The 26,446-nt window shown below is 51.7% G+C and carries 25 protein-coding genes and 2 tRNA genes; 9 read left to right on the top strand and 18 right to left on the bottom strand.

All coding sequences use genetic code 11. The annotated features are described in order from the left end of the window. Window positions 1-582 (bottom strand): D-sedoheptulose 7-phosphate isomerase, encoded by a 582-nt coding sequence (lpcA, locus tag OGY67_RS16375; RefSeq protein ID WP_003031390.1) that lies wholly within the window; start codon window positions 580-582, stop codon window positions 1-3. 961 nt (window positions 583-1,543) lie between these two features. Between lpcA and fadE the strand changes: the two genes are divergently transcribed. The 3 genes from fadE (at window position 1,544) to OGY67_RS16360 (ending at window position 5,456) form a co-directional block, all read left to right on the top strand. Further along, entirely contained in the window at window positions 1,544-3,988 is a 2,445-nt protein-coding gene (gene fadE / locus OGY67_RS16370; RefSeq protein WP_003830821.1) for an acyl-CoA dehydrogenase FadE, read from the top strand. A 110-nt stretch (window positions 3,989-4,098) separates the two neighbouring features. After that, entirely contained in the window at window positions 4,099-4,866 is a 768-nt protein-coding gene (locus OGY67_RS16365; RefSeq protein WP_048236083.1) for an amidohydrolase, read from the top strand. Between the two features lie 179 nt (window positions 4,867-5,045). Further along, window positions 5,046-5,456 (top strand): Spy/CpxP family protein refolding chaperone, encoded by a 411-nt coding sequence (locus tag OGY67_RS16360; RefSeq protein ID WP_003830819.1) that lies wholly within the window; start codon window positions 5,046-5,048, stop codon window positions 5,454-5,456. Between the two features lie 15 nt (window positions 5,457-5,471). Here the strand turns inward: OGY67_RS16360 and OGY67_RS16355 are convergent, their stop codons facing one another. From OGY67_RS16355 to OGY67_RS16315, 9 genes are all read right to left on the bottom strand, one after another. Then, entirely contained in the window at window positions 5,472-6,191 is a 720-nt protein-coding gene (locus OGY67_RS16355; RefSeq protein ID WP_048236084.1) for an EAL domain-containing protein, read from the bottom strand. A gap of 1 nt (window position 6,192) precedes the next feature. Continuing rightward, entirely contained in the window at window positions 6,193-7,860 is a 1,668-nt protein-coding gene (locus tag OGY67_RS16350; RefSeq protein WP_286574186.1) for an O-antigen ligase family protein, read from the bottom strand. Window position 7,861: 1 nt separating this feature from the next. After that, window positions 7,862-8,404 (bottom strand): fimbrial protein, encoded by a 543-nt coding sequence (locus OGY67_RS16345; RefSeq protein WP_003830815.1) that lies wholly within the window; start codon window positions 8,402-8,404, stop codon window positions 7,862-7,864. A 9-nt stretch (window positions 8,405-8,413) separates the two neighbouring features. Further along, window positions 8,414-9,478, bottom strand: coding sequence for a fimbrial protein (locus OGY67_RS16340; protein WP_057068865.1), 1,065 nt, complete (start codon window positions 9,476-9,478; stop codon window positions 8,414-8,416). Continuing rightward, entirely contained in the window at window positions 9,475-10,080 is a 606-nt protein-coding gene (locus OGY67_RS16335; protein ID WP_008783780.1) for a fimbrial protein, read from the bottom strand. The genes OGY67_RS16340 and OGY67_RS16335 overlap by 4 nt, the downstream gene beginning before the upstream one ends. A gap of 12 nt (window positions 10,081-10,092) precedes the next feature. After that, window positions 10,093-10,869 (bottom strand): fimbrial biogenesis chaperone, encoded by a 777-nt coding sequence (locus OGY67_RS16330; RefSeq protein WP_100247262.1) that lies wholly within the window; start codon window positions 10,867-10,869, stop codon window positions 10,093-10,095. Between the two features lie 26 nt (window positions 10,870-10,895). After that, window positions 10,896-13,367: a fimbria/pilus outer membrane usher protein gene (locus tag OGY67_RS16325; protein WP_048214876.1), complete on the bottom strand. Its 2,472-nt coding sequence runs from the start codon at window positions 13,365-13,367 to the stop codon at window positions 10,896-10,898. A 41-nt stretch (window positions 13,368-13,408) separates the two neighbouring features. Further along, window positions 13,409-13,957, bottom strand: coding sequence for a fimbrial protein (locus OGY67_RS16320; RefSeq protein WP_020996612.1), 549 nt, complete (start codon window positions 13,955-13,957; stop codon window positions 13,409-13,411). Between the two features lie 69 nt (window positions 13,958-14,026). Further along, window positions 14,027-14,575 carry a fimbrial protein gene (locus OGY67_RS16315; RefSeq protein ID WP_003830808.1) on the bottom strand — a complete coding sequence of 183 codons (549 nt, stop codon included), beginning with the start codon at window positions 14,573-14,575 and terminating at the stop codon, window positions 14,027-14,029. Window positions 14,576-15,220: 645 nt separating this feature from the next. Between OGY67_RS16315 and OGY67_RS16310 the strand changes: the two genes are divergently transcribed. Continuing rightward, window positions 15,221-16,009 (top strand): winged helix-turn-helix domain-containing protein, encoded by a 789-nt coding sequence (locus OGY67_RS16310; protein WP_020996613.1) that lies wholly within the window; start codon window positions 15,221-15,223, stop codon window positions 16,007-16,009. A 1-nt stretch (window position 16,010) separates the two neighbouring features. Continuing rightward, entirely contained in the window at window positions 16,011-16,529 is a 519-nt protein-coding gene (locus OGY67_RS16305; RefSeq protein WP_286574184.1) for a FidL-like protein, read from the top strand. Between the two features lie 156 nt (window positions 16,530-16,685). On the opposite strand, the gene OGY67_RS16300 is transcribed toward OGY67_RS16305, so the two are convergent. Both OGY67_RS16300 and dnaQ read right to left on the bottom strand, forming a co-directional pair. Further along, window positions 16,686-16,762: transfer RNA gene (locus OGY67_RS16300), tRNA-Asp, on the bottom strand. Between the two features lie 133 nt (window positions 16,763-16,895). Further along, window positions 16,896-17,624, bottom strand: coding sequence for a DNA polymerase III subunit epsilon (dnaQ, locus tag OGY67_RS16295; RefSeq protein ID WP_095533177.1), 729 nt, complete (start codon window positions 17,622-17,624; stop codon window positions 16,896-16,898). 64 nt (window positions 17,625-17,688) lie between these two features. On the opposite strand from dnaQ, the gene rnhA reads away from it, so the two are divergent. Continuing rightward, window positions 17,689-18,156: a ribonuclease HI gene (rnhA, locus tag OGY67_RS16290; protein ID WP_003838896.1), complete on the top strand. Its 468-nt coding sequence runs from the start codon at window positions 17,689-17,691 to the stop codon at window positions 18,154-18,156. Here rnhA and OGY67_RS16285 read toward each other — a convergent pair. Then, window positions 18,153-18,875 (bottom strand): class I SAM-dependent methyltransferase, encoded by a 723-nt coding sequence (locus OGY67_RS16285; protein WP_048214878.1) that lies wholly within the window; start codon window positions 18,873-18,875, stop codon window positions 18,153-18,155. The genes rnhA and OGY67_RS16285 overlap by 4 nt on opposite strands. Window positions 18,876-18,908: 33 nt before the next feature. Between OGY67_RS16285 and gloB the strand changes: the two genes are divergently transcribed. Together gloB and mltD are read left to right on the top strand one after the other, a co-directional pair. Further along, window positions 18,909-19,664: a hydroxyacylglutathione hydrolase gene (gloB, locus tag OGY67_RS16280; RefSeq protein ID WP_286574182.1), complete on the top strand. Its 756-nt coding sequence runs from the start codon at window positions 18,909-18,911 to the stop codon at window positions 19,662-19,664. A gap of 71 nt (window positions 19,665-19,735) precedes the next feature. Then, window positions 19,736-21,094: a murein transglycosylase D gene (gene mltD / locus OGY67_RS16275; protein ID WP_048236093.1), complete on the top strand. Its 1,359-nt coding sequence runs from the start codon at window positions 19,736-19,738 to the stop codon at window positions 21,092-21,094. 49 nt (window positions 21,095-21,143) lie between these two features. Here the strand turns inward: mltD and OGY67_RS16270 are convergent, their stop codons facing one another. The 3 genes from OGY67_RS16270 to OGY67_RS16260 form a co-directional block, all read right to left on the bottom strand. Beyond that, window positions 21,144-21,914: a class I SAM-dependent methyltransferase gene (locus tag OGY67_RS16270; RefSeq protein WP_286574180.1), complete on the bottom strand. Its 771-nt coding sequence runs from the start codon at window positions 21,912-21,914 to the stop codon at window positions 21,144-21,146. Window positions 21,915-21,990: 76 nt separating this feature from the next. Beyond that, window positions 21,991-22,791, bottom strand: a complete 801-nt coding sequence (locus OGY67_RS16265) for an endonuclease/exonuclease/phosphatase family protein (RefSeq protein ID WP_008783770.1) — start codon at window positions 22,789-22,791, stop codon at window positions 21,991-21,993. 131 nt (window positions 22,792-22,922) lie between these two features. Next, the gene (locus tag OGY67_RS16260) at window positions 22,923-24,098 is read right to left on the bottom strand and encodes an MFS transporter (protein WP_003830796.1); all 1,176 of its coding nucleotides are present in this window, start codon (window positions 24,096-24,098) and stop codon (window positions 22,923-22,925) included. Window positions 24,099-24,202: 104 nt separating this feature from the next. Here OGY67_RS16260 and yafC point away from each other — a divergent pair, with 104 nt between their 5' ends. After that, window positions 24,203-25,117: a DNA-binding transcriptional regulator YafC gene (gene yafC, locus OGY67_RS16255; protein ID WP_286574178.1), complete on the top strand. Its 915-nt coding sequence runs from the start codon at window positions 24,203-24,205 to the stop codon at window positions 25,115-25,117. A gap of 21 nt (window positions 25,118-25,138) precedes the next feature. Here yafC and dkgB read toward each other — a convergent pair whose 3' ends face one another. Next, entirely contained in the window at window positions 25,139-25,942 is an 804-nt protein-coding gene (gene dkgB / locus OGY67_RS16250; protein WP_003830794.1) for a 2,5-didehydrogluconate reductase DkgB, read from the bottom strand. Window positions 25,943-26,106: 164 nt separating this feature from the next. Next, window positions 26,107-26,183 (bottom strand) — tRNA-Asp (locus OGY67_RS16245). Window positions 26,184-26,446: the final 263 nt, after the last annotated feature.

Here is a 26,446-nt window from a genome sequence, read left to right as displayed (position 1 = left end):
TTATGGTTTAACCATCTCTTTTTCGATCAGCTGGATCAGAATATGGATCACTTTGATATGAATTTCCTGAATACGGTCAGCGTAGCCAAAGTGCGGCACACGAATTTCGATATCCGCGCTGCCCGCCATTTTTCCGCCATCTTTACCGGTCAGGGTGATCACTTTCATCCCTTTCTCACGCGCTGCGGCAATCGCTTTAATTACGTTACCGGAATTACCCGAAGTCGAAATGCCTAACAGGACATCACCTTCACGACCCACGGCTTCTACGTAGCGAGAGAACACATAATCGTAACCAAAATCGTTGCTGACGCAGGAGATATGGCTAACGTCAGAGATAGCGATAGCAGGGTAACCGGGACGGTTTTCACGATAGCGTCCGGTCAGCTCTTCGGCAAAGTGCATCGCGTCGCAATGGGAACCGCCGTTACCGCAAGAAAGCACCTTACCGCCCGCTTTAAAGCTGTCTGCCAACAGGACCGCCGCGCGCTGAATGGCGTGAATATTGGCGTCATCTTTAAGAAAATTAGCCAGCGTTTCCGCCGCTTCGCTCAGTTCGTTACGAATAAGATCCTGGTACATGAGGATATCCTTCAGCATGAATGTAAATGACAAGATGCAGTGTACCGGATAGCGCTACCAGCGAGAAGTCTAAGCCACAGGAATGGTCATAATGACTGCAAGTGAATCATGCAAGGAGAATATTTTATCTTTGAACAGGGTTACGTTCACCTTATGTTCATCGCTACTCTGATATCGCTATTTATGTGAACGTGCAAGGGTGGCTCACCGCCACCACCCTTGCAACCCGGGCTCCCGGCGGGAAAATCGTCGCTATGCGATTCATTCGTCTTATTCCGTCTGCCTTTCGGGTCGGGGCCGAGCCTGCATCCCTGCAGGCCATCCCCTCCGTCCGCATCCCTGCGGACGACCCCGGTCAGCCGTCAACGCCTCATCAATTTTCAGCCGGACCGAGGGTATCGCTTCAACTCTCTTAATTTCAGGTGTTTCTGTTTCGCTGTTTGAAAAAACGGCGGCGATGATCAGGTGTGGGCTGGTCCGGCTGAAAATTGCCGACGTGTTTCCGTAAGGCCGGGAGAGCCAGCATGGATGCTGGCTCAGGGCGCGTTTTGCAGGGACGCTACCTCGCGCCCGGCCCGGTAGCCTGAAGGAATAAGCGGAGGGTATTGCGCAGCAACAATTTTCCCGCCAGGAGCCGGGATTGTTAAGGGTGCAGCGATAGCACCCTTAACACGTTCACAAATATTGGTGCTGCAGAGTGGCGATAAACGCAAAGTGAACGGAACAATTTCTCAGAGTTAACACGTTCATTACCTTGCCAACGCATGTTGATATTTCCTACTACAGAAAATTATCCAGACAGGAATGGCTACGGCTTTTGATTTTTTGTGCCGGTTAAAACAGCAACAATGTGAGCTTTGTTGTAATTATTTTGTAAACACATTGCTAAAAGAATTTACATCCACTACAAACATATCATCACAAGTGGTCAGACCTCCTACAAGCAAGGGAGCTTTTCGTTATGATGATTTTGAGTATTATCGCTACGGTTGTTCTGCTCAGCGTTCTGTTTTATCACCGCGTGAGCTTATTCCTCAGCAGTTTAATTTTGCTCGCCTGGACGGCTGCGCTTGGCGTGGCTGGCCTGTGGTCAGTCTGGCTGCTGGTTCCTCTGGCCATTATCCTCGTGCCGTTTAACTTTACGCCGATGCGCAAATCCATGATCTCTGCGCCGGTGTTCCGCGGCTTCCGTAAAGTCATGCCACCGATGTCGCGTACTGAGAAAGAAGCGATTGATGCCGGTACAACCTGGTGGGAAGGTGACCTGTTCCAGGGCAAGCCTGACTGGAAAAAACTGCATAACTATCCTCAACCGCATCTGACCGCTGAAGAACAGGCGTTTATTGATGGTCCAGTGGAAGAAGCGTGCCGCATGGCGAACGACTTTCAGATCACTCACGAACTCGCGGATCTGCCGCCGGAACTGTGGGCATATCTGAAAGAACACCGCTTCTTCGCGATGATCATTAAGAAAGAGTACGGCGGGCTGGAATTCTCAGCATATGCTCAGGCTCGCGTTCTGCAGAAACTCTCCGGCGTTTCCGGGATCCTGGCGATCACCGTTGGCGTACCTAACTCATTAGGCCCAGGCGAACTGCTGCAACATTACGGCACCGAAGAGCAGAAAAATCATTACCTGCCGCGTCTGGCTCGCGGTCAGGAGATCCCATGCTTTGCTCTGACCAGCCCGGAAGCAGGCTCCGACGCAGGGGCGATCCCTGATACCGGCGTGGTTTGTATGGGTGACTGGCAGGGCCAACAGGTGCTGGGTATGCGCCTGACCTGGAACAAACGTTATATTACGCTGGCGCCTATCGCCACGGTACTGGGTCTGGCATTTAAACTCTCTGACCCGGAAAAACTGCTGGGTGGTGAAGAAGATCTCGGTATTACCTGTGCGCTGATCCCAACCTCAACGCCGGGTGTACAAATTGGGCGTCGTCACTTCCCGCTGAACGTGCCGTTCCAGAACGGTCCGACCCTCGGTAAAGATGTGTTTGTACCGATTGATTACATCATCGGTGGTCCGAAAATGGCCGGTCAGGGCTGGCGCATGCTGGTGGAATGTCTGTCTGTAGGACGTGGTATTACCCTGCCGTCTAACTCGACGGGCGGCGTGAAATCGGTCGCAATGGCCACCGGCGCGTATGCGCACATTCGTCGCCAGTTCAAAATCTCCATCGGCAAGATGGAAGGTATTGAAGAGCCGTTGGCACGTATTGCCGGTAACGCCTACGTGATGGACGCTGCGGCATCACTGATTACCTACGGCATTATGCTGGGTGAAAAACCGGCGGTGCTGTCGGCTATCGTGAAATATCACTGTACCCACCGTGGGCAGCAGTCAATCATCGATGCGATGGATATCACTGGCGGTAAAGGCATTATGCTTGGCGAAAGCAACTTCCTCGCCCGCGCTTATCAAGGTGCGCCAATCGCCATTACCGTTGAAGGTGCCAACATTCTGACCCGTAGCATGATGATCTTCGGTCAGGGTGCGATTCGCTGCCATCCGTATGTTCTGGAAGAGATGGCTGCGGCACAGAGTAACGATGTGAATGCGTTCGACAAGCTGCTGTTCAAACACATCGGTCACGTTGGCAGTAACAAAGTGCGCAGCTTCTGGCTTGGCCTGACACGTGGCTTAACCAGCAGCACGCCAACCGGCGATGCGACCAAACGTTACTACCAGCACCTGAACCGTTTGAGCGCCAACCTGGCCCTGCTTTCAGATGTATCCATGGCCGTACTGGGCGGTAGTCTGAAGCGCCGTGAACGTATCTCCGCGCGTCTGGGCGATGTGTTAAGCCAGCTGTATCTGGCCTCTGCGGTACTGAAACGTTATGACGATGAAGGCCGTAATGAAGCGGACCTGCCGTTGGTTCACTGGGGCGTTCAGGATGCGTTGTACAAAGCGGAACAGGCGATGGACGATCTGCTGAAAAACTTCCCGAACCGTCTGGTCGCGGGCTTGCTGAACGTGGTTATCTTCCCGACCGGTCGCCACTACGACGCGCCGTCTGACAAGCTGGACCATAAAGTCGCGAAGATTTTGCAGGTTCCGAGTGCTACTCGTTCTCGTATTGGTCGCGGTCAATATCTGACGCCAAGCGAGCATAACCCGGTTGGTTTGCTGGAAGAGGCGCTGCTGGATGTCATTGCAGCCGACCCTATCCACCAGCGGATCTGTAAAGAGTTGGGTAAAAACCTGCCATTTACCCGTCTCGACGAACTGGCGCACAATGCGCTGGCGAAAGGGCTGATTGATAAAGATGAAGCCGCGATTCTGGTGAAAGCCGAAGCGAGCCGCCTGCGCAGTATCAACGTGGATGACTTTGAACCCGAGGAGCTGGCGACTCAGCCGGTAAAGCTGCCAGAGAAAGTGCGTAAAGTCGAAGCCGCATAACGATATACGCACAACGTTTAGCCCCGCTTAATGCGGGGCTTTTTATTGCCACATTTTCATTAATGCTCATGCTACAGTGTCAAAATGTTGTTCAACGAGGAGCCTCGATCGTGCCTGGTTTGAAAATTACTCTGCTGCAACAACCCTTGATCTGGATGGATGGCCCGGCCAACCTGCGCCATTTTGACCGACAACTGGAAACCGTCGCCGGACGTGATGTCATCGTGTTGCCCGAGATGTTTACCAGCGGATTTGCCATGGAAGCGGCAAATAAATCGTTGCCGCAAGAAGAAGTCGTAAGCTGGATGCGCGCCAAGGCGCAACAGACCAACGCCCTGATCGCGGGCAGCGCTGCTATCCAGTCTGAACGCGGCCCGGTAAACCGCTTTTTTCTGGTTGAGCCCGAAGGTAATGTGCATTTCTACGACAAGCGCCATCTGTTCCGCATGGCGGACGAGCATCAGCATTACCATGCAGGTGACGCGCGCGTTATTGTTGAATGGCGCGGCTGGCGCATTCTGCCGTTGGTCTGTTATGACCTGCGTTTTCCGGTATGGTCGCGTAATCGCAACGATTACGACCTGGCGTTGTATGTTGCCAATTGGCCTGCGCCGCGTTCGCTGCACTGGCAGCTTCTGCTTGCCGCACGGGCGATTGAGAACCAGGCTTATGTAGCAGGATGTAACCGCGTGGGCACAGACGGTAACGGGCATCATTATCGCGGTGACAGCCGGGTGATTAATCCGCAGGGTGAGATTATTGCCACCGCCGAGCCGCATCAGGCCACACGCATTGACGCCGAGCTGTCACTCTCAGCGCTGCGCGAGTATCGCGAGAAGTTTCCCGCCTGGCAGGACGCCGACCCGTTCACGCTATAACTATCGCCTTCACTCCCGCTGCACTACGTTTCTTGTGGCGGGATTGTTTCACTCCGTAACCAACCGCAAAACAAATTCGCGTGGCGACATGCGGTGAGCATCGTATTCTGCAAAGGATAATCACTCGTAACCAGCGAGTGGCAGACAATGTCGATAATTTCCTTATCAGGATTTCAATAATGAAGAACTTCTTACGCATGACTTTGCTGGCGGCTACCTTAGCGGGCGCTTCTTTTAGTACGCTTGCAGCAAACGTATCCAATGTTCCTGCTCCAGCTCAGGACCCGGTCGTTCAGCATCTTAAGCTGACCAACGACCAGGTGGCGCAGATTAAAAAACTGCACCAGCAGCTTGAAACCAACGTAAGCCAGATTTCGGTGAAAGATGTTAAAGACGGCGCGTTGATTGACGTCATCAAGTCCGGGAAATGGGATGAAGCTGCCGTTCAGAAACAGCTTTCTGCGTTCAGCAACATCGAACAGCAGGCGCGTTATTATCGCGTAAAATACTATTTTGACCTGAACAAAGTGCTGACCCCAGAACAGCGCCAGCAGGTGCAAAAAGATATCGCACAGACGCTGAGCGAGTAATTGTCAGAGCCTGAGTCAGCAATGATTCAGGCTTTTCGGTAAAATTTCCTGCTCAAACAGAAAGCCCTGTACAGCATCTGCGCCGCTCATACGGCAAATGGCATAATCCTGTGGCGTTTCTACTCCCTCAATGACAACCCGCTCACCCAGCCCACGAAATTGATTGACCAGAACCCTCAACTGCCACTCCGATGTTCTGAACTGATGAAACATTCCACTTTCAATTTTGATGGCATCGAAACGGATGCCCGACAGCCGCCAGACAAAAAATAGCTCAGGCGAAACATCATCCAGCCACACGCGAAACCCGTGACGCACCAGCGTTTTTACGGCAATGCATACGGCCTGCTGCTCTGCCTTATCCAGGCGCATCATGGAGCCCGGATCCTGAATTTCAATAACAATCCTCCCCTGATGCACCTGCTTTGTGAGACGTGTGATCCATGACAGACTGGTCAGCATCCTGACGGATAAATTCAGCGAATAGCTTCCAGAGAGGGCCAGCACCCGCTGCATTTGCCATAGAAAAAGCTGCTGTTTTGCCGTGATGGAAAGGTGCTTGAAAAACAAATCCAGTGGGAGCGGTGTGCGTACCTGACTTAACACCTCACAGACATCCAGCGATGCGTCATCAAAAAAATGAATGCGCTGCAAACGGATCCCGGTGATCCGCAGCAGCTCGGCGTTGCGGGGAAGTTCTGGCACATAACGGGCCTGTTCGCTGAAACTGTTCATATCATTCCATTATTTTATTAAAAGGACGTCGTGCATCCTGCAGCCACGGGATACGGCGATCGTTTGGGTATATCAGGCAAAAGTGCGTCGCCAGACGATGCGCCTCGACCAGGTCGCGCTGTTGCAACGCCAGTAAGATTTGCGTGAAGGAGACATTAGGGTCTGGGTGAACGCGCACATAGTCAGGCGCCCAGCGGCGAACCGCTTCCAGCCAACGTGCGTCCCGGGTACGCTGATACCGTTGCAGATACCCCATCTGGACATCAAACCGATAGCGACTGGTAAGAAGCCAGCCTCCTACAGGGAGCTGTTCGGCAAGATGCCACTGCGTTGACTGCCTCTCCGCCAGCGTCAATTGCTGTTGCGTGTGCAGCGTGAGAAGCAGCAATGGCGCGACGGTCAGTAACGAGATAAACCCTGCCGCGCGAATCAGCGACGTCGACGTAAGCGCCAGGCGTATTCCCGTTCGCGCGCTGTCTGCACATCGAAGCAACAGGATCAACAGCAGCCAGTGTGGCGTTGACTGCCTAACGGGGTATTCCGTCAACATATGAATAACCACCGGCAGTGCCGCCACCAGGCAGGCGCGACGCCAGCAATTACCGTGCAGCCAGAGCCATAAACCACCCGCTATAAAACAGAGTGCCCCCGCAAGCCCAACCAGACCGCCCTCCACCAACCACAGCACCAGTTCGTTGTGCGGATGCGAAATGCTGCCCAGCCCCAATGGCCCCGCGCGTTCGAGAAACACGGCAGCAAAACTGCCCACGCCCCACCCCATCCACGGACGTTCGGCAAATAATGCCAGCGACGTTTTCAACACCGTCCAGCGCACTTGAGAAGTCGTCAGATGATCGACCGTGACCACAGACAAAAAATGGCGGGCCGTAGCCCCTATCGCTACGCCTAACGCCAGCGGCAGTAGAAGCAGCAGCAGCGTGCGCCGTTGCGCCGGGAAAACCGCCAGCAGCAGCACTTCACCTATTACCAGAGACAGGTAGCCGGTTTGCGACTGAGATTCATGCAGCACAAATCCCATCATTACCAGGCCTATCCCAATGGCAATTCGATACCCGCGGTGCAGACGTAAAAAGAGCGGCGCTGACAGCAGCACACCGCATGCCGTGAAGCTGGCTATCAGGTTGACCTGCTGAAATATCCCGTAGGGTCGCGTACCGCGCCGCCAGGCAAACTCCCAGTAATCAACGCCCGGCAAATGCCAGTACTGATAGACAAACGCCAGACATTCAATGACGCACGCTCCCCATAACAGAGCCAGCAGTGCCGTTAAGGTGTTTGCCGTGAGCGGAATTTGTAATGTGACCAGATAGACGCTCACCCCGCCCAGTAACGCCCCCGCCACCAGCAGTGCCTCGGCCTGCCAGACATCAGGCGTTAGCAGGCAAAGCAACGTCAGGATGAACGCCCCGACTGTAAAACCCGCAGCGGGCACAGTGATGCGCCAGCGTTGACGAGGCACCAGCATCAATACGCTTGCAGCCAGTACAACAGCGTAGATCCAGCTCGTAATATTAAGCGGCAACGACAGACCGCTGCCGCCGTTGTTCGGCCAGTAGAGATGCATGGCCCCACACCAGAAAAACAGACTAATACCGAGCAATAATTTCTGCGCAGGCAGCGGCGCAATGCGATTCAGTACGTTCATCATGCTACTGGTAGTTCAACGTCCAGGTCCCGCTGGCGCTGAACGGACCGTATTCGAGAGACTGATTTTTTATCGCCGATGGCTCCGCTGCGACCCACGCCAAGAAATTCAGCGTCATCGAGCCTTCTGTTATCTCTTTGACTGACGTGCTCTCATCAAGGCGGATTGCCGTGCCGTCCTCTTCGCTCATCCCAATCCCGATCCCTGACGCACCGCCTTGTTCACTGCTATCCAGCGCCAGATGATCGGTCAGCTCCGCATCCTCACGACCGCTGAAGGTAACCGAGATCCCACGGAAAACCTCAGGGTTGCAGTCGCGTAACTGGATGCTGAATTTTTCCGGCTTACTGCGCCCCGAGAGATAGAGATCCTGTGTCGCGATTTGCTTGAAATCGACCTCGATTTTGTCGCCTCCCGGTGCAAGGCTGCAGGCCAGGGCTCTGATGGTGCCGTGAAAATACATATCGCCGCCGACCAGTTTGGTGTCGGCCTGCGCCATGCCACCTAGCAGTAACATACTGGTCGCGAATAACGCCGAGAATCTCATGACATCCCCCTACTGAAACTGCGCGACAACGGTGGCAGAGGCTTCAAATTCACCTTCTTTCACGCTTCCCACGCCCGGCTTTGCCACCGGCGCGGCGGTGAGATTCCAGTCGCCCTGATTCTGGTAAAATCCCTTCACGTTGTAGAATTGATTGGGCACGACGGTGCCACCACTCTCGTCTTTAAGCATAATGCCGAGATCGTCGCGCTTTTGTCCGCCGCTCAGCGTGCCAAGGAGATTACCGTTAAACCCCGCCGTGCCTGACGCCGTGGTCGTTTGTATACCAAGATTAATGTTCAGCGCGCCCTGATCGAAACTCCCGCCTTCACAGACCACATGTATAGGGACTGACTTGCTGTAGTTAGTGCCGTTGAGCCGGGCAGCGGATCCAGGCAGATCGCCAAACTCAATGCTGATTTTGTCTCCCCGGTTGAAGGTGCATTTGTCCGGGACGGTAATTAGCCCGGATTTAATCACCACGCGAGAAATCGCCGTGGTTGGCGTAGGTCCCGCGCTTCCCATGCGCCCGGCCACCTCCACCAGCGACTGGGAAGTGATATTGATGCCATTGATAATGGGTTTAGTGACAATAAACGTCACTTTCCCTTTTGAACCACTTTCAACGTTAGTCGCTCGCGTGTAGCCCTTACGCTTTTTACAGCTGTTGTTGCTGTTGCGGTTTGAAACATTGGTAAAAGGCGCCTGCACATATTTTTTATAGCCCCCGGCAACCCACACCTGAACTTCCACATCCAGATACTCGTTTAGCCGAAAACGGTTCGCCCCCTGATTTGAAGGCGGCATCGTGGTTGTGGTGGTGTAGTAAATTGGTGCTCGGGAGATGTCAGCCTGTTCGCAATAGAAATTCACCACATACCAGCCGCCCAGATTCCATGGGAACGGCTCCGTTCTGCCACCCACGTGGTTTTTACTGACATCCAGCGAGCTCAGTTCAATATCGTACTGATGCGGCGACCCACCTTCCGGCTCACCTTCTCCCTGTGTAAATGCCTGCCCGGCCAACGGACAACCTGCCAGCACCAACCACAACAGCGTTTTACGTAATACGCTCATAGATACTCCAGCTTAAGTCTGACCAGACCGTTAAATTCTCCGGCGGTCACCTCTCGCCCAAAAGATTCCAGCGCGGCAAGAAAATGAATGGCGTTATCGCCCGGTTTGAGGATCCACATGCGTTGCGGTTGGTTCAGGTGGATTAACTGATTACGTTCAGTCAGTAGTCGGATGCCCGCGCCGCGAACATCGCCACGAATACGCCCCAAATCGCTGTTTTCCGGTGCGCCTTCAGCCATTAGCGTCATCGAAACACCACGCTCCACCGTGCTGTGCGCCAGCTCAGGCATCTCACTGGTCTGCCCAGGGAAATCCCTTAAGGTATGACCGGAGCCCTTTAAACAGCCATTCAGATACAGCGTGACCAATACCGGATCGCTGCGATCGCCGCCCTGGCGAAATCGGCTGGCGGAAATATCACCAAGATCGATAGTCTGATCGCGGGAGGTCATATCCAGCACGCACGGCGAAACGAACACCCGACCATGAAAGCGGACGTTGCCATACTCGCCGGACACATTGCTCATATCCTGGCGACCGCTTGTGGCCTGAACCGAGCAGGCCATGCCCGCCATCAGCAGAGCGCAAAGCATCTTTTTCATTTACGAATCCTGTTACCGGGGCTGTTGCTCCATCGGCAATGCTTTACACACATTGCCTGTGCAGCTGAATTTCAATTCGGGATGACCGCCAAAATCGTTCACATACATCATGCTGAACTGGCTAACGCTGCCGTCGGCCACGCTGAAATCGAGAGAGGACTTTGGTGAAACCATAATCCCAGGGAAGTCAGTCAACCTGTCGCCGCCCTGCGCTTCAGGCTTGCGGCTTAAGCCGATTAAGGTAACGAAGTACGGCGTTGGGTTATCCACACTCCAGCGCTGCCCCTGCTTATGAAAGACCAGTTGGTTTTGCCACACGGCGCCCGGTGTTTCCGGCACGATGGCGGTCGGACGGTAGAACAGTTTGATGCGCGACTGCATCGCCAGTTGCAGCACGTTCGGCTTATCCGGCTTGGGCGGAATTTCACGCACGTTCAGGTAGAACAGACTTTCGCGATCCTGCGGCAAAGCGTTAATACCGCTGGTTTTTGTCACACGCGCAATGCCCTTTTGCCCGCCGTTAATCCGTTGTAGCGGCGGTAAAACCATCAACGGCGAGGTAATTTTTGTTCCATTGGCGTCTTCCACCCACGACTGAGCCAGAAACGGAATGCTCGGACTGGTGTTGGTTAAGTTCGCACTGACAGATCGCGCATCACCGGTGATAATCAGACGGGTACGGTCAAGTGCAATGCCCGCCCATGAGGCGTTGATCTCTGCAATAAAAAGCAGACCGCAGACCACGGGTTTGAGCCAACGCTGCACGGAGTAAAATGCTTGATTTTTCATGACAAAATTCATTCAGGTTATTGATATTATTCACAAGGCAACAGCACGTTACCTTCCGGGTTGATTTGTTGCGGCACCTGTAAGTGACACTGCGCGCGACCGCCCCAGGCAACAGAAAGACGCTCGGCTGGATTCACACCCGCAATCCAGGCCATGCCGTTTTCCATCACCATGGCGACGCTGACACCGTTGGCGTTAAACACTTCGGCACCAAACGGCGGTACCGAACCATCTTTCAGGCGCAGCAGCGCCATCATTTTTTGCCCCTGCGCCACGGCGAAGCGCTGATAACCAATCGCGCCTTCCGTCAGGGTGTTGGTGACGATGGCTTTGGTCGCGGAAATGTCCTCGTCCATTGCGTCCACATCGATACGGGTATCAAAGCTGTGATAGCTGACGACGTCCGGTACGACGGCAATACCGAAGCGGTTTGAGTGCGCCTGTTCGCCGTTCAGCGGTACATTCGCCACACCGTCGGTATCAACCATCACCCTGGCGGTATTCATCGACGCCTGGCTGTTGTGTAGTGCCGCACCATGACGCGTTGCGGTAAAGCCGCCGCGCATCGTGCCGCCAACGGAGAAATAACGTGATTGCTGCCAGCTGACGTTAGATTCCAGTTCCGCCATCATGCTGCGATGCTTGTAGTAGCCATCAAACGCGGTGTGCCCTTCACCGGAAACCCCTGCGCGCAGTCGCCATGGATTGTTACGGTCGCGGTTATCGGAATACGAAACCATCTGACTGGTCTGGCTGCCGCTGTTTTGCACTTCATAATCCATTGAGCGGCCATCGCTCCATGGCACCGAAATGGACAGCGAAAGGCTGTCGTCCCGTTTGCCCTGATACTCAGAGCGGTAAGCGGCAAGGTTAGCGCTGATCCCCTGAATGCCTGCGAACGAAAAGCTGTGCCCCATCGACATCCCGTAACGATCCTGAGAGCCACGATCCCAGTAATTCTGGTGGGTATAGGTCAGGTACAGCGTGGTCGCTAATTGCGGGTCGTCAGCAAAAAAGGTCTTGTTACCGGTGATGGTGTACATCTCTTTTTCGTTGCCGGCGCTGTTGTTATTTTCATACTGCTCGTCGAGGAACTGCGAGAAGGTGCGGAAGTTACGCTGTGAAAAACGGTAACCGGCAAAGGTGATGGCGCTGTTGTATTCATCAAAGGTTTTGGCATAGCTGAGCTTAAAGGACATCCCTTTTTGTTCAGCCTGATGCTTCACTCGGCTCACGGATTGCGTCGCATCAGCCGACAGCGCGCCCAGCCAGCTCAAATCCCGCCCAATCCCCATCGACCAGGCGTTATAGCGATCGCCAGTGAGCAACGCGCCACCGTACAGTGACCACGCATTGCTGACCCCCCATGAAAAATCACCGCTATAAAATGCAGGTCCCTGGACGTCGTGGTTATAACGCGATGGCTTACCGACAGCGGCGTTGTAACGAACATAGCCCGGGCGCGTCAGGTAAGGGATATCTGCCGTATTGACCTGAAAGGTTTGTACGCTGCCATCCTGCTCTTCGACGCGAACATCCAGCGTGCCGCGTACCGAGCCGTGTAGATCCTGAATATTAAATGGCCCCGCAGGAACGGTGGTTTGATAGATAACACGCCCCTGCTGACTGACGGTGACCTTCGCATTACTGCGGGCGATGCCGTGCACTTCAGGCGCGTAGCCCTGCAAATTCGGTGGTAGCATGCGCTCGTCGCTGGCGAGGTTAGCCCCGGTAAATCGCACTGAATCAAACACCTGGGAATTCAGATATATTTCACCGACCGTCAGTTTTGCAGCCTGCATCGGTAACGGGCGATAGGCATAGATCTGATCCCAGTCGATACGCCCACGATTTTCATCTGAAGCATAATTGGCCTGATACTGGCCACGAAAGCGCCACGCGCCGAGGTTAAAGCCCGTCTGTCCGTAACCAGACAGTGAGCGGTAATGATCGCCACCTTGTTCGTAATGTGTGGCCTGGCCCGAAACGCTGTAGTCGAAAATCAGTCCCGCGACGCCGTTATCCCAGCGCTCCGGCGGCGTCCAGTCTGGATCGGTATATTTCATCCATGCCTGAGGCACGGTAATGTCCAGTACGCCTGCGCTATTATTCAGCACCACACCCGGCAGGCGGGAAATGTCATAGCAGGTCGCGCTAATCGGATGAATATAGGTCAGCGCCTCTTCTTTGAGCGCCAGTAATTCGAGCTGTTGCGGCGTCAGGCACGCCATGGATTTATGCGAGTTGGCAGGATCAACGATATAACGGATCGACTGCTGAGGAATCTCCTGGCTGTTAATACGAACATCCAGCAGATATTCTCCGGGAGTCACAAAGTTGCCTTCGGAAAAACGCTGTAAATCGACATTTTGTCTGTCACTGGCATCCAGGACGTCAGTATTAAATTCAATAGACTCATCCGCTTCAGCCCATGAAGAGGCACAGACCAGAGCAATTAAAAGCGCCAGACGTTTTTTATCTGTTTTCAGCGTGATCATTTTCGTTCGCAAACCTTCAGATACCCGAATTGCTGTGCAGCTCAGAGATAATTCACAACAAAATGCGTGACTGCAGTAAATTCACCAGACGTCATTCTTCCGTCGCGGGAGATCAAATAAGCCGTAAAATTGAGCGTGTTTTTCCCTGGGTTAAGCGCATAATCCGGTGATGGCTCACCCAAATGAATTTGCTTGCCTTTGCCGTCATATATTTCTATCGCTAAATTTTCAGTTTCCGATTGCACGCTCAGATAATCAGGATTGTCACTATCCGGTGCGCCGGAAAAGGTAATATTGGCGCGTTGGAACAGATTCCCGGGGTGTTGAGAATCCCCTAATGAACATCCCAGCAAATGAATGCTGAAATCATGCGCAGATACTTTTTCAGGTTTTCCGGAAATATCTCTGGCTGAGAGGTCATCAAATTCAACCAGCAGCGACCGGTCGCGTGGATCGACATAACAGGCAGCCTCAATAATATTTCCCCGCATGCGCATTTTGCCGGGCGTACTGACAAGACGATGGGTGTCAGCCAAAACCCATGCAGGCGATATGAAGATAAAAAGCAGTAAAATACGCCATCCAGGCATCACCGCATTTCCTTTCAGTTATTCGCAGGAAGGGTTAAGCAGGCGCATAATTGCGCCCGCAGCAGATCGTTACTGATAATCGATCTGGAAATTAACGGTAGATTCGAAGTCACCCGGGGTTACGGCTGCGGATGCGTTGTTGGCCTGCAGGTAAGCAACGAAATCAATGTCGGTTTCGCCATCGGTAATGTTGACCTGAGATGCGGCTTCGCCCCATTTCACGTCCTGGTTACCACTGTCAATCATACCGATGCCCGCGCCCTTTGCTGTACCCGAGGTAAATGCAGCCAGCGCATTGTTGTCGGTATCAATCGTTGCCGGGGTGTAGGTTACTGTGGCGGTTTTCGCAACAGTTGTATCGCAGCCCTGCAGAACGATTTTGGCATGCTTAACACCAGCACGTTGGTTGTCTTTTAACTGAGAAGTTGGGATCTCACCAAAATTAACCTGCACCGGGCTGGATTCTGGGGCCAGACCGCATGCGGAATTAACCAGAGAACCAGTGAAGTGAATTTTACCGTTAGTCGGTTCAACATTTTTTGCAGCGAAAGCAGAAGATGCAGTAAAAGTCATTCCCGCCATCAGCGCACAAGCCACAGCCACATTTTTCATTTTCATATTACTACTTAACCTTATATCTGTTTTTTGGTTATTCCGACGATCTATTTCCACAGACAATTTATGCAAGGGAAACCCTGATCTGCAGGTGGCGGAAGTGCATTTCCTTGCAAACAATCCATCTCAAGCCACCCTGTATTTTGAACTTCATTGGTATTCCATCCGAAATACCGCCCACAGTTGTTTACGCTGTTTCGGGGCTTATATTAAGTCGACGAAAAAATGACACAATGCAAAAATCCGGTATTAATCAAACTCAGGGAATCGTGTTGTAACACTGTCTGTAGAGCGATCGTTTACCTAAAAAATAGCCAAAAAACACGCCGACAGCAGTGTTAATGTCTATTATTTATAATTTTTATAGAGTTTTTATCTATCAACTATTTTTTTATTTAGCCAGAAGAACAGGCAAAATGTATTTATGAATGTTTTGTAAAAATGAAATTGGGCATCAAAAGCGAGTAATGACAATAAGATAGTGAAAGAGAGGAAGGAGATTGGAGGATTCTATTAGATATATTAAGAGATTGTTATATAAATATTAATAAAGCGATCTATGGCACAATCATTTTTTATAAATGAATTATGTTATGCTATTGCTTCCCCCACTCGAATGCGAGATATCCTGCTTTAAAGGAGACATCAGTGATTTCTCATATACCAATAAACAAAATTAAATCCGTAATTATTGGTGAAGGCTTAGTTTTCAGACCACATAAAAATACCCTAAAAGACCTGGCATCTGGTGAAATGGCCACATTGAATAATGTGGCAACACAATTACTGCTCTATCTGTTGCAAAATGGTAAAGAGATATCCTCGCGCGATGAAATTCTGCGGAATGTTTTCCAGCATAATGGCGCCAGAGCGACGGATGCTAATCTCAATCAGCACATTTCATTTCTGCGCAAAGCAATAACGTCTACGGGCCATCCTGCAGAACTGATCGTCACAATTCCGCGAATAGGATTTCGGATGAGCGACGCCAGTATCAATATTCAGCAACTGGAGGAATCGCAAGCGCCCACCAGAATAGTCAATGTTGCATTGACGCCCAGGAAAAAGAAACGAAACCTGTGGCCTGTCACGATAACAACGTTAATTACCGGCATCGCCGTGCTGGCGACAGCGTGGTTAACATGGATACCCAATGAAATCGCGATGACGGACGCGGCGATCCTGCGGACTATCGACTACGAGCAATGCCGTGTGCATATATTAGGAAACGCCCTCACCGACACCATAACCGAAAAAAAAGCGCTGGATATTTTCAAGTCCGTGGGTATTAACCCCAACTGTTCGTACCCAAAAGATCTGTATCTCAATACCTGGGCGAGCAACCATAATCTGGTTGAGTGGTCGTTTGCCGCTGAATGCGGGCTAAACCTCGGTTATTACCATTGCATCAGCCAGTATCGCCATCATGAGGAATGATATGAAGCAGGAAAGCGATCACTCTCCTTTACTATGGTCAGTCGTGATTGCCATTTTTGGGCTAGCGGCTATCGCTTTTTTTATTATCGCCGGGAATGCGAAAAAACAAGAAATCAGTTTTTCCTGCTCCTCGGAATTCACGTCGATACTCGACATCCAGAATACAAAAAAGGAACTCCACGGAATAATGCTGATAACCAGCTACAACTCCGGACACCTTTCATTGTCAGTCCAGGGGAAACTCAAAAGTGACGACGGCGAGTTCGCTGTTAACCGAAAACTGTTCTTTCGCTATGCCCGTCCACTCGGCCATACCGCAGGCGTTTTTATGCTCACTCCCGATGGTCGGGAAAAATCCCCCGATGATGACGCAACGGACGCTGTCGACTATCTCTTCTTCGACGCTTACGAACGTGCCAACAAGCTGTATATGCTAAAGCACCTGAATGAGGAAACGGTTCTTATTGGCGATAACTTCTCACCCCGCTTCGCCTGCGTGATGAACCACTTCGCGAGTTAATCGCCTTCTGGATATGCGTCGGGTTAAGGATGACCTGATGTGTTACCCACCCGAAAGCTCGGGCGCGGTCGATAAAGTATGGTAATGAGATTATTATTTTTGGCGGGCTAAAACGACGAAAGCCTGAATCATTTCTGATTCAGGCTTTCTGAATAGTGGCGGAATGGACGGGACTCGAACCCGCGACCCCCTGCGTGACAGGCAGGTATTCTAACCAACTGAACTACCACTCCGCGTTGTGTTCCGCTTGGGAACGAAGCGAATATTACGGATTGCCTCGCGCCTCGTCAACGCTTTTTCTCACGTTTTTAATCGTTTGCTGCAAAAATCACCCGAATGGCCATTTTCATACGGTAAACGTACAAACTATGCCCGCCAGAGGCAACTTCCGCCTTTCTTCTGCACCAGGTCAAGGCGTGACTCATGGGCCGCTAACTCTTCATCAGTAGCGAAAACAACGCGTAGTTTGCTGGACTGTCGCACAATACGCTGGATCCCCGTGTCATTCTGCTGCTGGCTGTCGCCTTCCATTGAGAACGCCATCGTGGTCTGCCCGCCGGTCATCATCAGATAAACGTCGGCCAGAATCTGGGCATCGAGCAATGCGCCGTGCAGGGTTCGTTTACTGTTGTCTATCTCATAGCGCGAGCATAACGCATCAAGGCTGTTTCGCTTGCCAGGAAACATTTTCCTCGCCAGCGCCAGGCTATCGGTTATTTTGCAAAATTCATTCGTCTTCGGAATATCACGCTTGAGCTTCGCGAATTCGTAATCCATAAAGCCGATATCGAACGATGCGTTATGAATGACCAGCTCCGCGCCGCGAATGTAGTCGAGAAACTCGTCGGCTACATCGGCAAACGTAGGTTTATCGAGCAGGAATTCGTCTGCGATTCCGTGTACGCCGAACGCTTCCGGGTCCACCAGCCGATCCGGCTTCAGGTAAACGTGGAAGTTATTGCCGGTCAGGCGGCGGTTCACCACTTCAACCGCACCGATCTCAATGATCTTGTGGCCTTCATAGTGGGCGCCAATCTGGTTCATACCGGTGGTTTCGGTATCGAGGACGATCTGTCGTGTAATTCCAGTGCTCATAACGGTCATTTATGTCAGACTTATCGTTTGATTTCGATTTGCTAAAACAGGAAGTCTACCAGAGATGCTTAAACAGGTAGAAATTTTCACCGATGGTTCTTGCCTGGGAAATCCAGGGCCTGGTGGTTATGGGGCGATTTTACGCTATCGCGGGCGCGAAAAAACCTTTAGCGAGGGCTACAACCTCACCACTAATAATCGCATGGAGCTGATGGCGGCAATCGTTGCGCTGGAAGCCCTGAAAGAACAGTGTGAAGTGATACTCAGCACGGACAGCCAGTATGTGCGCCAGGGCATTACGCAGTGGATCCACAACTGGAAGAAGCGCGGCTGGAAAACAGCAGATAAAAAACCGGTGAAGAACGTCGATCTGTGGAAACGTCTCGATGCCGCACTGGGGCCGCATCAAATCAAATGGGAATGGGTTAAAGGCCATGCGGGCCATCCGGAAAACGAACGCTGCGATGAGCTTGCGCGCACCGCGGCCATGAGCCCGACTCAGGATGATATTGGGTATCAGACTGAGGCTTAAGCGTCCGGTTTACGGTATTGCCGGGTCGCGCCAACGGCATGACGGATAGGCGTTTTGCTTTTATTTTGTTTCATCGGGTTGAGCGTAAGCGGAATGGTTCGCTTGCGCGCAACCACCAGTTGTAAACAGCCCAGCGCGGGGATATGGGCGCTTAACATTTTCCCGCCCTTCTTGTTCCAGGGCAGAACATGAAAACGACTATAGTGCAGCACTTCAAAATTCAGTAATGATAGCCAGTCCAGTTGACGCATGAGGGTAAACATCCGACTGTTATAGGGCGATGTCTTGCGCAATACGGGCACCAGTTTACGCAATCCCATCAAGCTTACCGGGTTAAAGCCGCTCAGAATCAACCAGCCGTCATCAATCAACACGCGATCGGCTTCACGCAGTAGGCGATGCGGATCAGAGCACCACGGCAACGTATGGGCCAATAAACAGACATCCACGGACTTATCGGCAAAGGGAAGATGCAAAGGATCGGCCGTCACCTGCATGGGAGATCCCTGCAAAGAAACATTTACCTGATGAGAAACCGCGCACGCTTCAGAATCGATTTCTGCGCTTAAATTACCAACCTTAAGCAGATGAAAACCGTACATTTTTGCAAACCACGGGTTAAGCTGATGCTCCAGCGCCTCACGATAGTGTTCGCCCCAGGGCAAATCATCCCAGCTAACGGGCGCTACGACAGTTTGAGGGATCCTTGCCGGTTTCATCACAACCTTCCGTTACGCATTGAGAGGTAATATATGAATCTTAACAGTATTCCTGCATTTCAGGACAATTACATCTGGGTCCTGTCAAATAATGACCAGCATTGTCTGATTGTGGACCCGGGTGAAGCGGCTCCTGTTTTGAAAGCCATTGCAGAGCATAACTGGGTGCCGGAAGCCATTCTGCTAACCCACCATCATCAGGATCACGTTGGTGGAGTGAAAGAACTCCTGCAACATTTCCCACAAATAGTGGTATACGGACCGGCTGAAACGCAAGATAAGGGAACGACACACGTAGTCGAAGATGGCGATATTGCACTCGTTTTGGGGCATGAATTTAGGGTAATTGCTACTCCTGGTCACACTTTAGGACATATCTGTTACTTTAGCCATCCTTACTTATTTTGTGGTGACACGCTCTTTTCTGGCGGTTGCGGTCGACTTTTCGAAGGTACAGCAACTCAAATGTATCAATCACTTAAAATAATAAAAGAACTTCCTGACGATACATTAATTTGTTGCGCCCATGAGTACACATTAGCAAACATGAAGTTTGCCTTAAGCATTCTCCCGCATGATTCGTTCATAAATGAATATTATCGTAAAGTTAATGAGTTACGCGTAAAAAAACAAATGACACTACCCGTAATTCTGAAAAATGAGCGGCGAAATAATCTTTTTTTGAGAACGGAAGATATTGATTTAATTAATGAAATCAACAAAGAAACAATATTGCAACAACCTGAAGAGCGTTTTGCCTGGTTAAGGTCAAAGAAAGATACGTTCTGACAATTCCGGGTTGCCTTTTGAAAACTTCGCCGTTATGATCGGTCGTCTTTTAAGCAACTATTGACACACACATGAAGGCAAAAGCGATATTACTCGCCTCTGTCCTGCTTGTTGGGTGCCAGAATACTGGTAACGTCCAACAACACGCACAGAGCCTTTCTGCAGCTGGTCAAGGGGAAGCAGGAAAGTTTACAAGTCAGGCGCGATGGATGGACGACGGAACATCTATCGCTGCTGATCAAGATTTGTGGGCTTTCATTGGTGACGAGCTAAAGATGGGAATTCCGGAAAACAGCCGGATTCGCGAACAGAAACAGAAGTATTTACGCAATAAGAGCTATCTCCACGATGTAACTTTACGGGCAGAGCCGTATATGTACTGGATAGCCGGGCAGGTTAAGAAACGTAACATGCCTATGGAACTGGTACTACTACCCATAGTGGAGAGCGCTTTTGATCCTCACGCAACGTCTGGCGCCAATGCCGCAGGTATTTGGCAGATCATTCCGAGCACGGGGCGCAATTATGGTTTAAAACAGACCCGCAGTTATGATGCACGTCGCGACGTTGTGGCTTCCACCACCGCCGCGCTGGACATGATGCAGCGTCTGAACAAGATGTTTGATGGCGACTGGCTGCTGACCGTTGCTGCTTATAATAGCGGTGAAGGTCGTGTCATGAAGGCAATCAAAACGAACAAAGCTCGTGGTAAACCCACTGACTTCTGGTCGTTGCCATTGCCTCAGGAAACGAAGCTATACGTGCCTAAAATGCTGGCATTGAGCGATATACTCAAAAACAGCAAACGCTATGGCGTACGTCTGCCAACAACAGACGAAAGCCGCGCGTTGGCACGTGTTCGCCTGAGTAGCCCGGTTGAGATGGCTCAGGTTGCTGATATGGCGGGTATTTCCGTCAGCAAGCTGAAGACCTTCAATGCAGGCGTGAAAGGCTCCACATTGGGTGCCAGCGGCCCGCAATATGTGATGGTGCCAAAGAAGCATGCAGAGAAGCTGCGTGAGTCTCTGGCTTCAGGCGAAATTGCAGCCGTGCAGTCAACGTTGGTCGCGGATAACACGCCGCTGAACAGTCGTAGCTACAAAGTTCGCTCTGGCGATACGCTTTCTGGCGTCGCGTCACGCCTTGGCGTGAGCACCAATGACCTTAAGCAGTGGAATAATCTGCGCGGGTCATCCCTGAAAGTGGGTCAAAACCTGACGGTGGGTGCGGGTACCAGCGCACAGCGTCTGGCGAACAACAGCGATAGCATCACCTATCGTGTGCGTAAAGGCGACTCGCTGTCGAGCATTGCCAAACGTCACGGGGTTAACATCAAAGATGTCATGCGCTGGAACAACGATACGGACAATCTACAGCCAGGCGATCAGCTCACGTTGTTTGTGAAAAACAACGGTATGCCGGACTCCTGATAGCATTGTAGAAATGAAGGCACTGGATTCCCCCCAGTGCCTTTTTTATTTATCCCGCTTTATGTGCCTCAACCATTATCGTGTCGCTGGTAAACGAGCCATCTTCCTGTAACGCAAAGTAGGCTTTCACGTCTGCAGAAGCACTTTGTTGGTATGCACGAATCGCGTCGCTCAACGCCGCGGACGTGCGCATCCTCGCGACCCACGAACTGAACTCCAGTGGCAGGCGATCGGTTAACAAAGTATCGGCAATCAAATTGGCATCGTTGATTAACGACAGCCACTCTCCACTGGAATAGTTACGAACGTGCGAGGTATCGCGTAACGCCTCCACGGTTTGCAACCAGATATCACGTACTGGGTGGCCTGGCGACATCACATCCATCACAATCAATACACCACCGGGCTTCAGAACGCGGTTCACTTCCCGCAGCGCACGTCCGACATCATGCCAGTGATGCGCAGAATAGCGGCTAATTACCACGTCAAATTCGCTATCTTCAAATGGCAGACTTTCGGCATAACCCTGGCGTGTGGCGACATTCTCCAGGCCCCTGTCATTTGCCGCCTCAGCGACCACCTCAAGCATCTGCGACGATAAATCATAAGCCACAACCTGCTTTACGTGTTGCGCGGCTACAAAGCTGGCATGCCCCGCTCCACATCCCATATCCAACACACGGGCCTGCGGAGATGCCGACAACCTTTCCCCCAGACGCAGCAAGTCACGGCCAGAGGCGTGCACCGCACTGGTTAAATAGGCATTAGCCTGAGAGCCAAACTGTTTTTCGACGTTGTCATGGTGAGAGCGTGTTGTCATTGTGTTGTCCTTCGGTTGTTGTGAAATAGGAAGGGCAACCATCACAGGCCTGCCCTACGGCAGACCTGACACACCGTTATTGTTCAGGTTTGCCGGGACTGAATTCAACGAGTAGCGGGTTGTGATCGGATGCACGGGTGACCAGCACAGAGGCTTCACTCACGTTCAGACCACGATAGAACACAAAATCGAGAGGGCGACCAAACGCGCGTCGGCGCTGATCGTCGGTAAAACGTACCTGGCGCAGCGACATTTCTCGCGCAAAGCGGTACAGCGCATTCATCCGTCGACGGCTCCAGGCATTGAAATCGCCGGCCATAATAACCGGACCGCTGTGATGAGCAATCTGATCGCCAATGGGAAGTAACTGCTTACTATAAACATCGACGCCGAGGCTAAAGTTAACCGCGTGGATATTCACCACCATTAATAATCGAGAGTCAGGCAGCGGATACACCGTTACCAGAGCCGATTTCGCCAGCCGTAAAATAGGCTCACGCTCGCGCAATGGACAACAGTAAACAGGATGAGCAGCAGAGAGCGTCATGACGCCAGAGGGATGCTGAGGCAGCACAAAGGCAGGAACCTGATCGGCAGCAAGGTAGTTAGCGGTCGCAAACTGCACCAGTTCTGGCGTGGTTTGCGCTTCCTGTAATAATACCAGATGCGCATCTTTGCCAAAATTCTTCAGCACCGACTGCCATTCTGCGCGCTGCTGTTTAAAAATATTCCATACCAGCACGCGAATGCGGTCTTCACTGCTTAACGGAACGCCTGCGGGTAATGCCTGGCCAATATGCGCAAACGACCCCGGCGGTAAAATCCGCTCGGCGGGTTGTCCGGCAACATAACGCATGGCATAGGTGTTTTTTCGCACTTTAGACTTTCAAACCTCTGTAACGTCAACCAGTCCGCAGCCGGACTGGTTCTTCTGTTATAGGGATTTTAGCACTCACTTTCAACGAACAATTGCAGTTTGTTTTGTAAGTGGGCGCTTACATCAATGATTTACCCCAGAGCAACACGCACGGGTTTATCAAGACGACCGCTGACACCCATCAGCAGGAAAGCTACCAGAACAATGAGGGCGCCAATCCACGGCGTCTGCGCTAAACCATAATGCTCGACCGTTTGCCCGCCAATCACTGACCCCAGCGCAATCCCAATGTTAAACGCCGCAATGTTTAACCCTGACGCCACATCTACAGCATTAGGCGTAAATTGCTCAGCTTTCTGTACCACGTAGACCTGCAATCCCGGTACGTTACCAAAGGCAAAGATCCCCATCACCAGAATGGTAGCCAGCGCGGCGTATTGCGTAGAGGCCGTCAGTTGGAAGACCATCAGCAGAACAAACAGCGCGGCGAAAATGAATTTCAGCGCAGGAACCGCACCATGTTTATCCGCCAGCTTACCGCCCCAGATATTACCGATAGCCACTGAAACACCGTAACCCAATAAGATCCAGCTTACTGCTGCCGGGGAGAACCCCGCCAGATCCTGCATCATCGGTGCAAGGAAGGTGAATGCCGTGAATACACCGCCGTAGCCCAGTGCCGTAACGGCGTAAATCAGCAATAGACGGGGATGAGTCAGCACCTTCACCTGGTCGCGAATGCTGGCGGCAGCACGACCGGGAATGTTGGCAGGGATCAGTAACTGGCTACTGATCAGTGCAATCACGCCTAACATTGATACCGCGAGGAAAGTCTCACGCCAGCCAAAGTGCTGACCGATAAATGTTCCCAGCGGCACGCCGGTGACCAGCGCCACCGTTAAGCCACCAAACATAATGGCAATGGCGGAAGCCGCTTTCTCTTTTGGCACCAGACTTGTCGCGATGGTAGAACCAATCGAGAAGAATACGCCGTGTGCCAGCCCAGTCAGCAGACGAGCGACAATGAGTGTCATATACCCGGGTGCCTGCCATGCCAGCAAATTCCCCGCCGTAAACAGAACCATCAGCGCAACCAGTAACTGTTTACGTGGCAGGCGTCCGGTCAGAGCGGTCAGTACCGGTGCGCCAATTGCCACACCCAGCGCATAGATTGAAACCAGCATCCCGGCGGAAGGTAACGAGATCGCCAGCTGTTGAGCGATGGTCGGCACCAGACCAACAATCACAAACTCAGTAGTGCCTATAGCGAAGGCACTTATTGTTAGTGCAAATAAAGCGAGAGGCATAAATAACTCCGTAACATCAGTAATCAGATGACACGCAGTATGCCTGGATGTTTTAATGACAAAAATATTCAAAATCTCAATATAATTTTGCGTCAGGTGCAAAAATGAAAGCAACCTCCGAAGAACTTGCAATTTTTGTGGCGGTAGTGGAAAGCGGCAGCTTTAGCCGGGCGGCAGAACAGCTTGGACAAGCCAATTCTGCGGTCAGCCGGGCAGTAAAAAAGCTGGAGATGAAACTGGGCGTCAGTTTGCTTAATCGCACGACCCGACAGCTAAGCCTGACCGAAGAAGGAGAGCGCTACTTCAGGCGGGTGCAGCAGATACTGCAAGAGATGGCTGCAGCAGAAACTGAAATCATGGAGTCGCGTAATACTCCGCGCGGCCTGCTGCGCATCGACGCAGCAACACCGGTGATGTTGCATTTCCTGATGCCACTAATCAAGCCGTTCCGGGAACGGTATCCCGAGATGACGTTGTCTCTCGTCTCCTCAGAAACGTTCATCAATCTTATTGAACGAAAAGTGGATGTTGCTATACGAGCGGGTACACTGACTGACTCGAGTCTACGTGCGCGTCCGTTATTTACCAGCTATCGTAAGATTATTGCCTCACCGGACTACATTGCCCGTTTTGGCAAGCCAGAGAGCGTCGAGGAGTTAAACCAGCATCTGTGTCTGGGGTTTTCCGAACCAGTTTCACTCAATACCTGGCCGATTGCCTGTAGCGACGGACAGCTGCATGAGGTCGAGTGCGGAATTTCTTCCAACAGTGGAGAAACGCTAAAACAGCTTTGCCTGAATGGCAACGGCATCGCATGTCTTTCAGGTTATATGATAGATAAAGAGATCGCGCGGGGTGAACTGGTGGAGTTATTGGCAGATAAACGTCTGCCGGTAGAGATGCCTTTTAGCGCAGTTTATTACAGCGATCGTGCCGTCAGTACGCGCATCCGGGCATTTATCGACTTTTTAAGTGAATATATAAGAACAGCTCCCGAAGGAGCTGTGAAAGAGGGTTAATGGGTACAGAGGGTCAGGCAATTAATCCCAATCAGGGGCCAGGCCTTCCGGGCTGACCAGACGATCGTTGCAGTCCAGTGCCGCGATCGCTTTTTTATCTTCGGCATCCAGATGCAGTTCCAGCGCCAGCAGGTTGCTTGCCAGGTTTTCACGTTTGGTAGAAGAAGGAATTACGGAGTAACCTTCCCCCATTGCCCATGCCAGAATAACCTGCGCCGGGGTCGCGTTATGTTTAGCGGCAATGTGCGCAATCACTTCATCTTTCAGCGCTTTACCATAAGCCAGCGTCATGTAAGAGGTGATGTGGATACCGTGTGCTTTCGCCCAGTCAACCACCTTACGGCTCTGCAAATACGGAGACAGCTCAATCTGATTGGTCGCAATGTTCTCTGCGCCTACTGCGGCAATGGCTTTTTCCATCAGCGGAATGGTGAAGTTTGAGATACCAATTTCGCGAGTCAGCCCCTGCTGTTTTGCTTCGAGCAGCGCCTGCATGAATTCCTCAACAGATACCGCATCACCTGGAGATGGCCAGTGGATCAGCGTCAGATCGACATAATCTGTACGCAGCTTCTTCAGGCTTTCTTTCAGACTTGGGATCAGTTTTTCTTTGCTGAGATTTTCAATCCAAATCTTGGTGGTGATATACAGCTCGTTACGCGGTACGCCGCTTTCGGCAATCGCCTGACCAACAGCCGCTTCATTATCATAGATTTGCGCAGTGTCGACAGCACGGTAGCCTAGCTCAAGCGCCGTTTTAACAGAAGCGATAACCACGTCGTCTTTCAGGCGGAAAGTACCTAAACCGAATGCAGGGATAGTCATAGAATTCCTCTTTTTAATCACTATGTTCGTTAACTGAGAGGATTATGAGCTTAAGCTCTTTATAGAAAAAGAGTGAAAAATGCAGAGGATTTTTGCGGATTCAGCAATAATTAAATTGCAGACAAAGAAAAAGCCCTGAGCGTTAGCTCAGGGCTCTTAATAAGTGGCGGAACGGACGGGACTCGAACCCGCGACCCCCTGCGTGACAGGCAGGTATTCTAACCAACTGAACTACCGCTCCACCGAATTTCTTTGTCACCACCCGGATTTTCATCCCGGTTTACTGCAATTTGATGCCTGGCAGTTTATGAATCACTTTGTGATTCACCCTTCGGGCCGTTGCTTCGCAACGTTCAAAAGCTTTCGCTTTTGTCCTACTCTCTATCGAGTAGTGAACTGCCTCGAAAGTCAGTGCCATACTTCTAATTTGATGCCTGGCAGTTCCCTACTCTCGCATGGGGAGACCCCACACTACCATCGGCGCTACGGCGTTTCACTTCTGAG

The sequence above is a fragment of the Citrobacter sp. Cpo015 genome (assembly GCF_030333035.1).
In the GTDB taxonomy this organism is placed as follows: Bacteria; Pseudomonadota; Gammaproteobacteria; order Enterobacterales; family Enterobacteriaceae; genus Citrobacter; species Citrobacter portucalensis.
This window is presented reverse-complemented; position numbering and strand designations above follow the sequence as displayed.

Coding starts and splice junctions, on each gene's coding strand:
- lpcA (WP_003031390.1), bottom strand. CDS start 582: ATGTACCAGGATCTTATTCGTAACGAACTGAGCGAAGCGGCGGAAACG.
- fadE (WP_003830821.1), top strand. CDS start 1,544: ATGATGATTTTGAGTATTATCGCTACGGTTGTTCTGCTCAGCGTTCTG.
- OGY67_RS16360 (WP_003830819.1), top strand. CDS start 5,046: ATGAAGAACTTCTTACGCATGACTTTGCTGGCGGCTACCTTAGCGGGC.
- OGY67_RS16355 (WP_048236084.1), bottom strand. CDS start 6,191: ATGAACAGTTTCAGCGAACAGGCCCGTTATGTGCCAGAACTTCCCCGC.
- OGY67_RS16350 (WP_286574186.1), bottom strand. CDS start 7,860: ATGATGAACGTACTGAATCGCATTGCGCCGCTGCCTGCGCAGAAATTA.
- OGY67_RS16345 (WP_003830815.1), bottom strand. CDS start 8,404: ATGAGATTCTCGGCGTTATTCGCGACCAGTATGTTACTGCTAGGTGGC.
- OGY67_RS16340 (WP_057068865.1), bottom strand. CDS start 9,478: ATGAGCGTATTACGTAAAACGCTGTTGTGGTTGGTGCTGGCAGGTTGT.
- OGY67_RS16335 (WP_008783780.1), bottom strand. CDS start 10,080: ATGAAAAAGATGCTTTGCGCTCTGCTGATGGCGGGCATGGCCTGCTCG.
- OGY67_RS16330 (WP_100247262.1), bottom strand. CDS start 10,869: ATGAAAAATCAAGCATTTTACTCCGTGCAGCGTTGGCTCAAACCCGTG.
- OGY67_RS16325 (WP_048214876.1), bottom strand. CDS start 13,367: ATGATCACGCTGAAAACAGATAAAAAACGTCTGGCGCTTTTAATTGCT.
- OGY67_RS16320 (WP_020996612.1), bottom strand. CDS start 13,957: ATGCCTGGATGGCGTATTTTACTGCTTTTTATCTTCATATCGCCTGCA.
- OGY67_RS16315 (WP_003830808.1), bottom strand. CDS start 14,575: ATGAAAATGAAAAATGTGGCTGTGGCTTGTGCGCTGATGGCGGGAATG.
- OGY67_RS16305 (WP_286574184.1), top strand. CDS start 16,011: ATGAAGCAGGAAAGCGATCACTCTCCTTTACTATGGTCAGTCGTGATT.
- dnaQ (WP_095533177.1), bottom strand. CDS start 17,624: ATGAGCACTGGAATTACACGACAGATCGTCCTCGATACCGAAACCACC.
- rnhA (WP_003838896.1), top strand. CDS start 17,689: ATGCTTAAACAGGTAGAAATTTTCACCGATGGTTCTTGCCTGGGAAAT.
- OGY67_RS16285 (WP_048214878.1), bottom strand. CDS start 18,875: ATGAAACCGGCAAGGATCCCTCAAACTGTCGTAGCGCCCGTTAGCTGG.
- gloB (WP_286574182.1), top strand. CDS start 18,909: ATGAATCTTAACAGTATTCCTGCATTTCAGGACAATTACATCTGGGTC.
- mltD (WP_048236093.1), top strand. CDS start 19,736: ATGAAGGCAAAAGCGATATTACTCGCCTCTGTCCTGCTTGTTGGGTGC.
- OGY67_RS16270 (WP_286574180.1), bottom strand. CDS start 21,914: ATGACAACACGCTCTCACCATGACAACGTCGAAAAACAGTTTGGCTCT.
- OGY67_RS16260 (WP_003830796.1), bottom strand. CDS start 24,098: ATGCCTCTCGCTTTATTTGCACTAACAATAAGTGCCTTCGCTATAGGC.
- yafC (WP_286574178.1), top strand. CDS start 24,203: ATGAAAGCAACCTCCGAAGAACTTGCAATTTTTGTGGCGGTAGTGGAA.
- dkgB (WP_003830794.1), bottom strand. CDS start 25,942: ATGACTATCCCTGCATTCGGTTTAGGTACTTTCCGCCTGAAAGACGAC.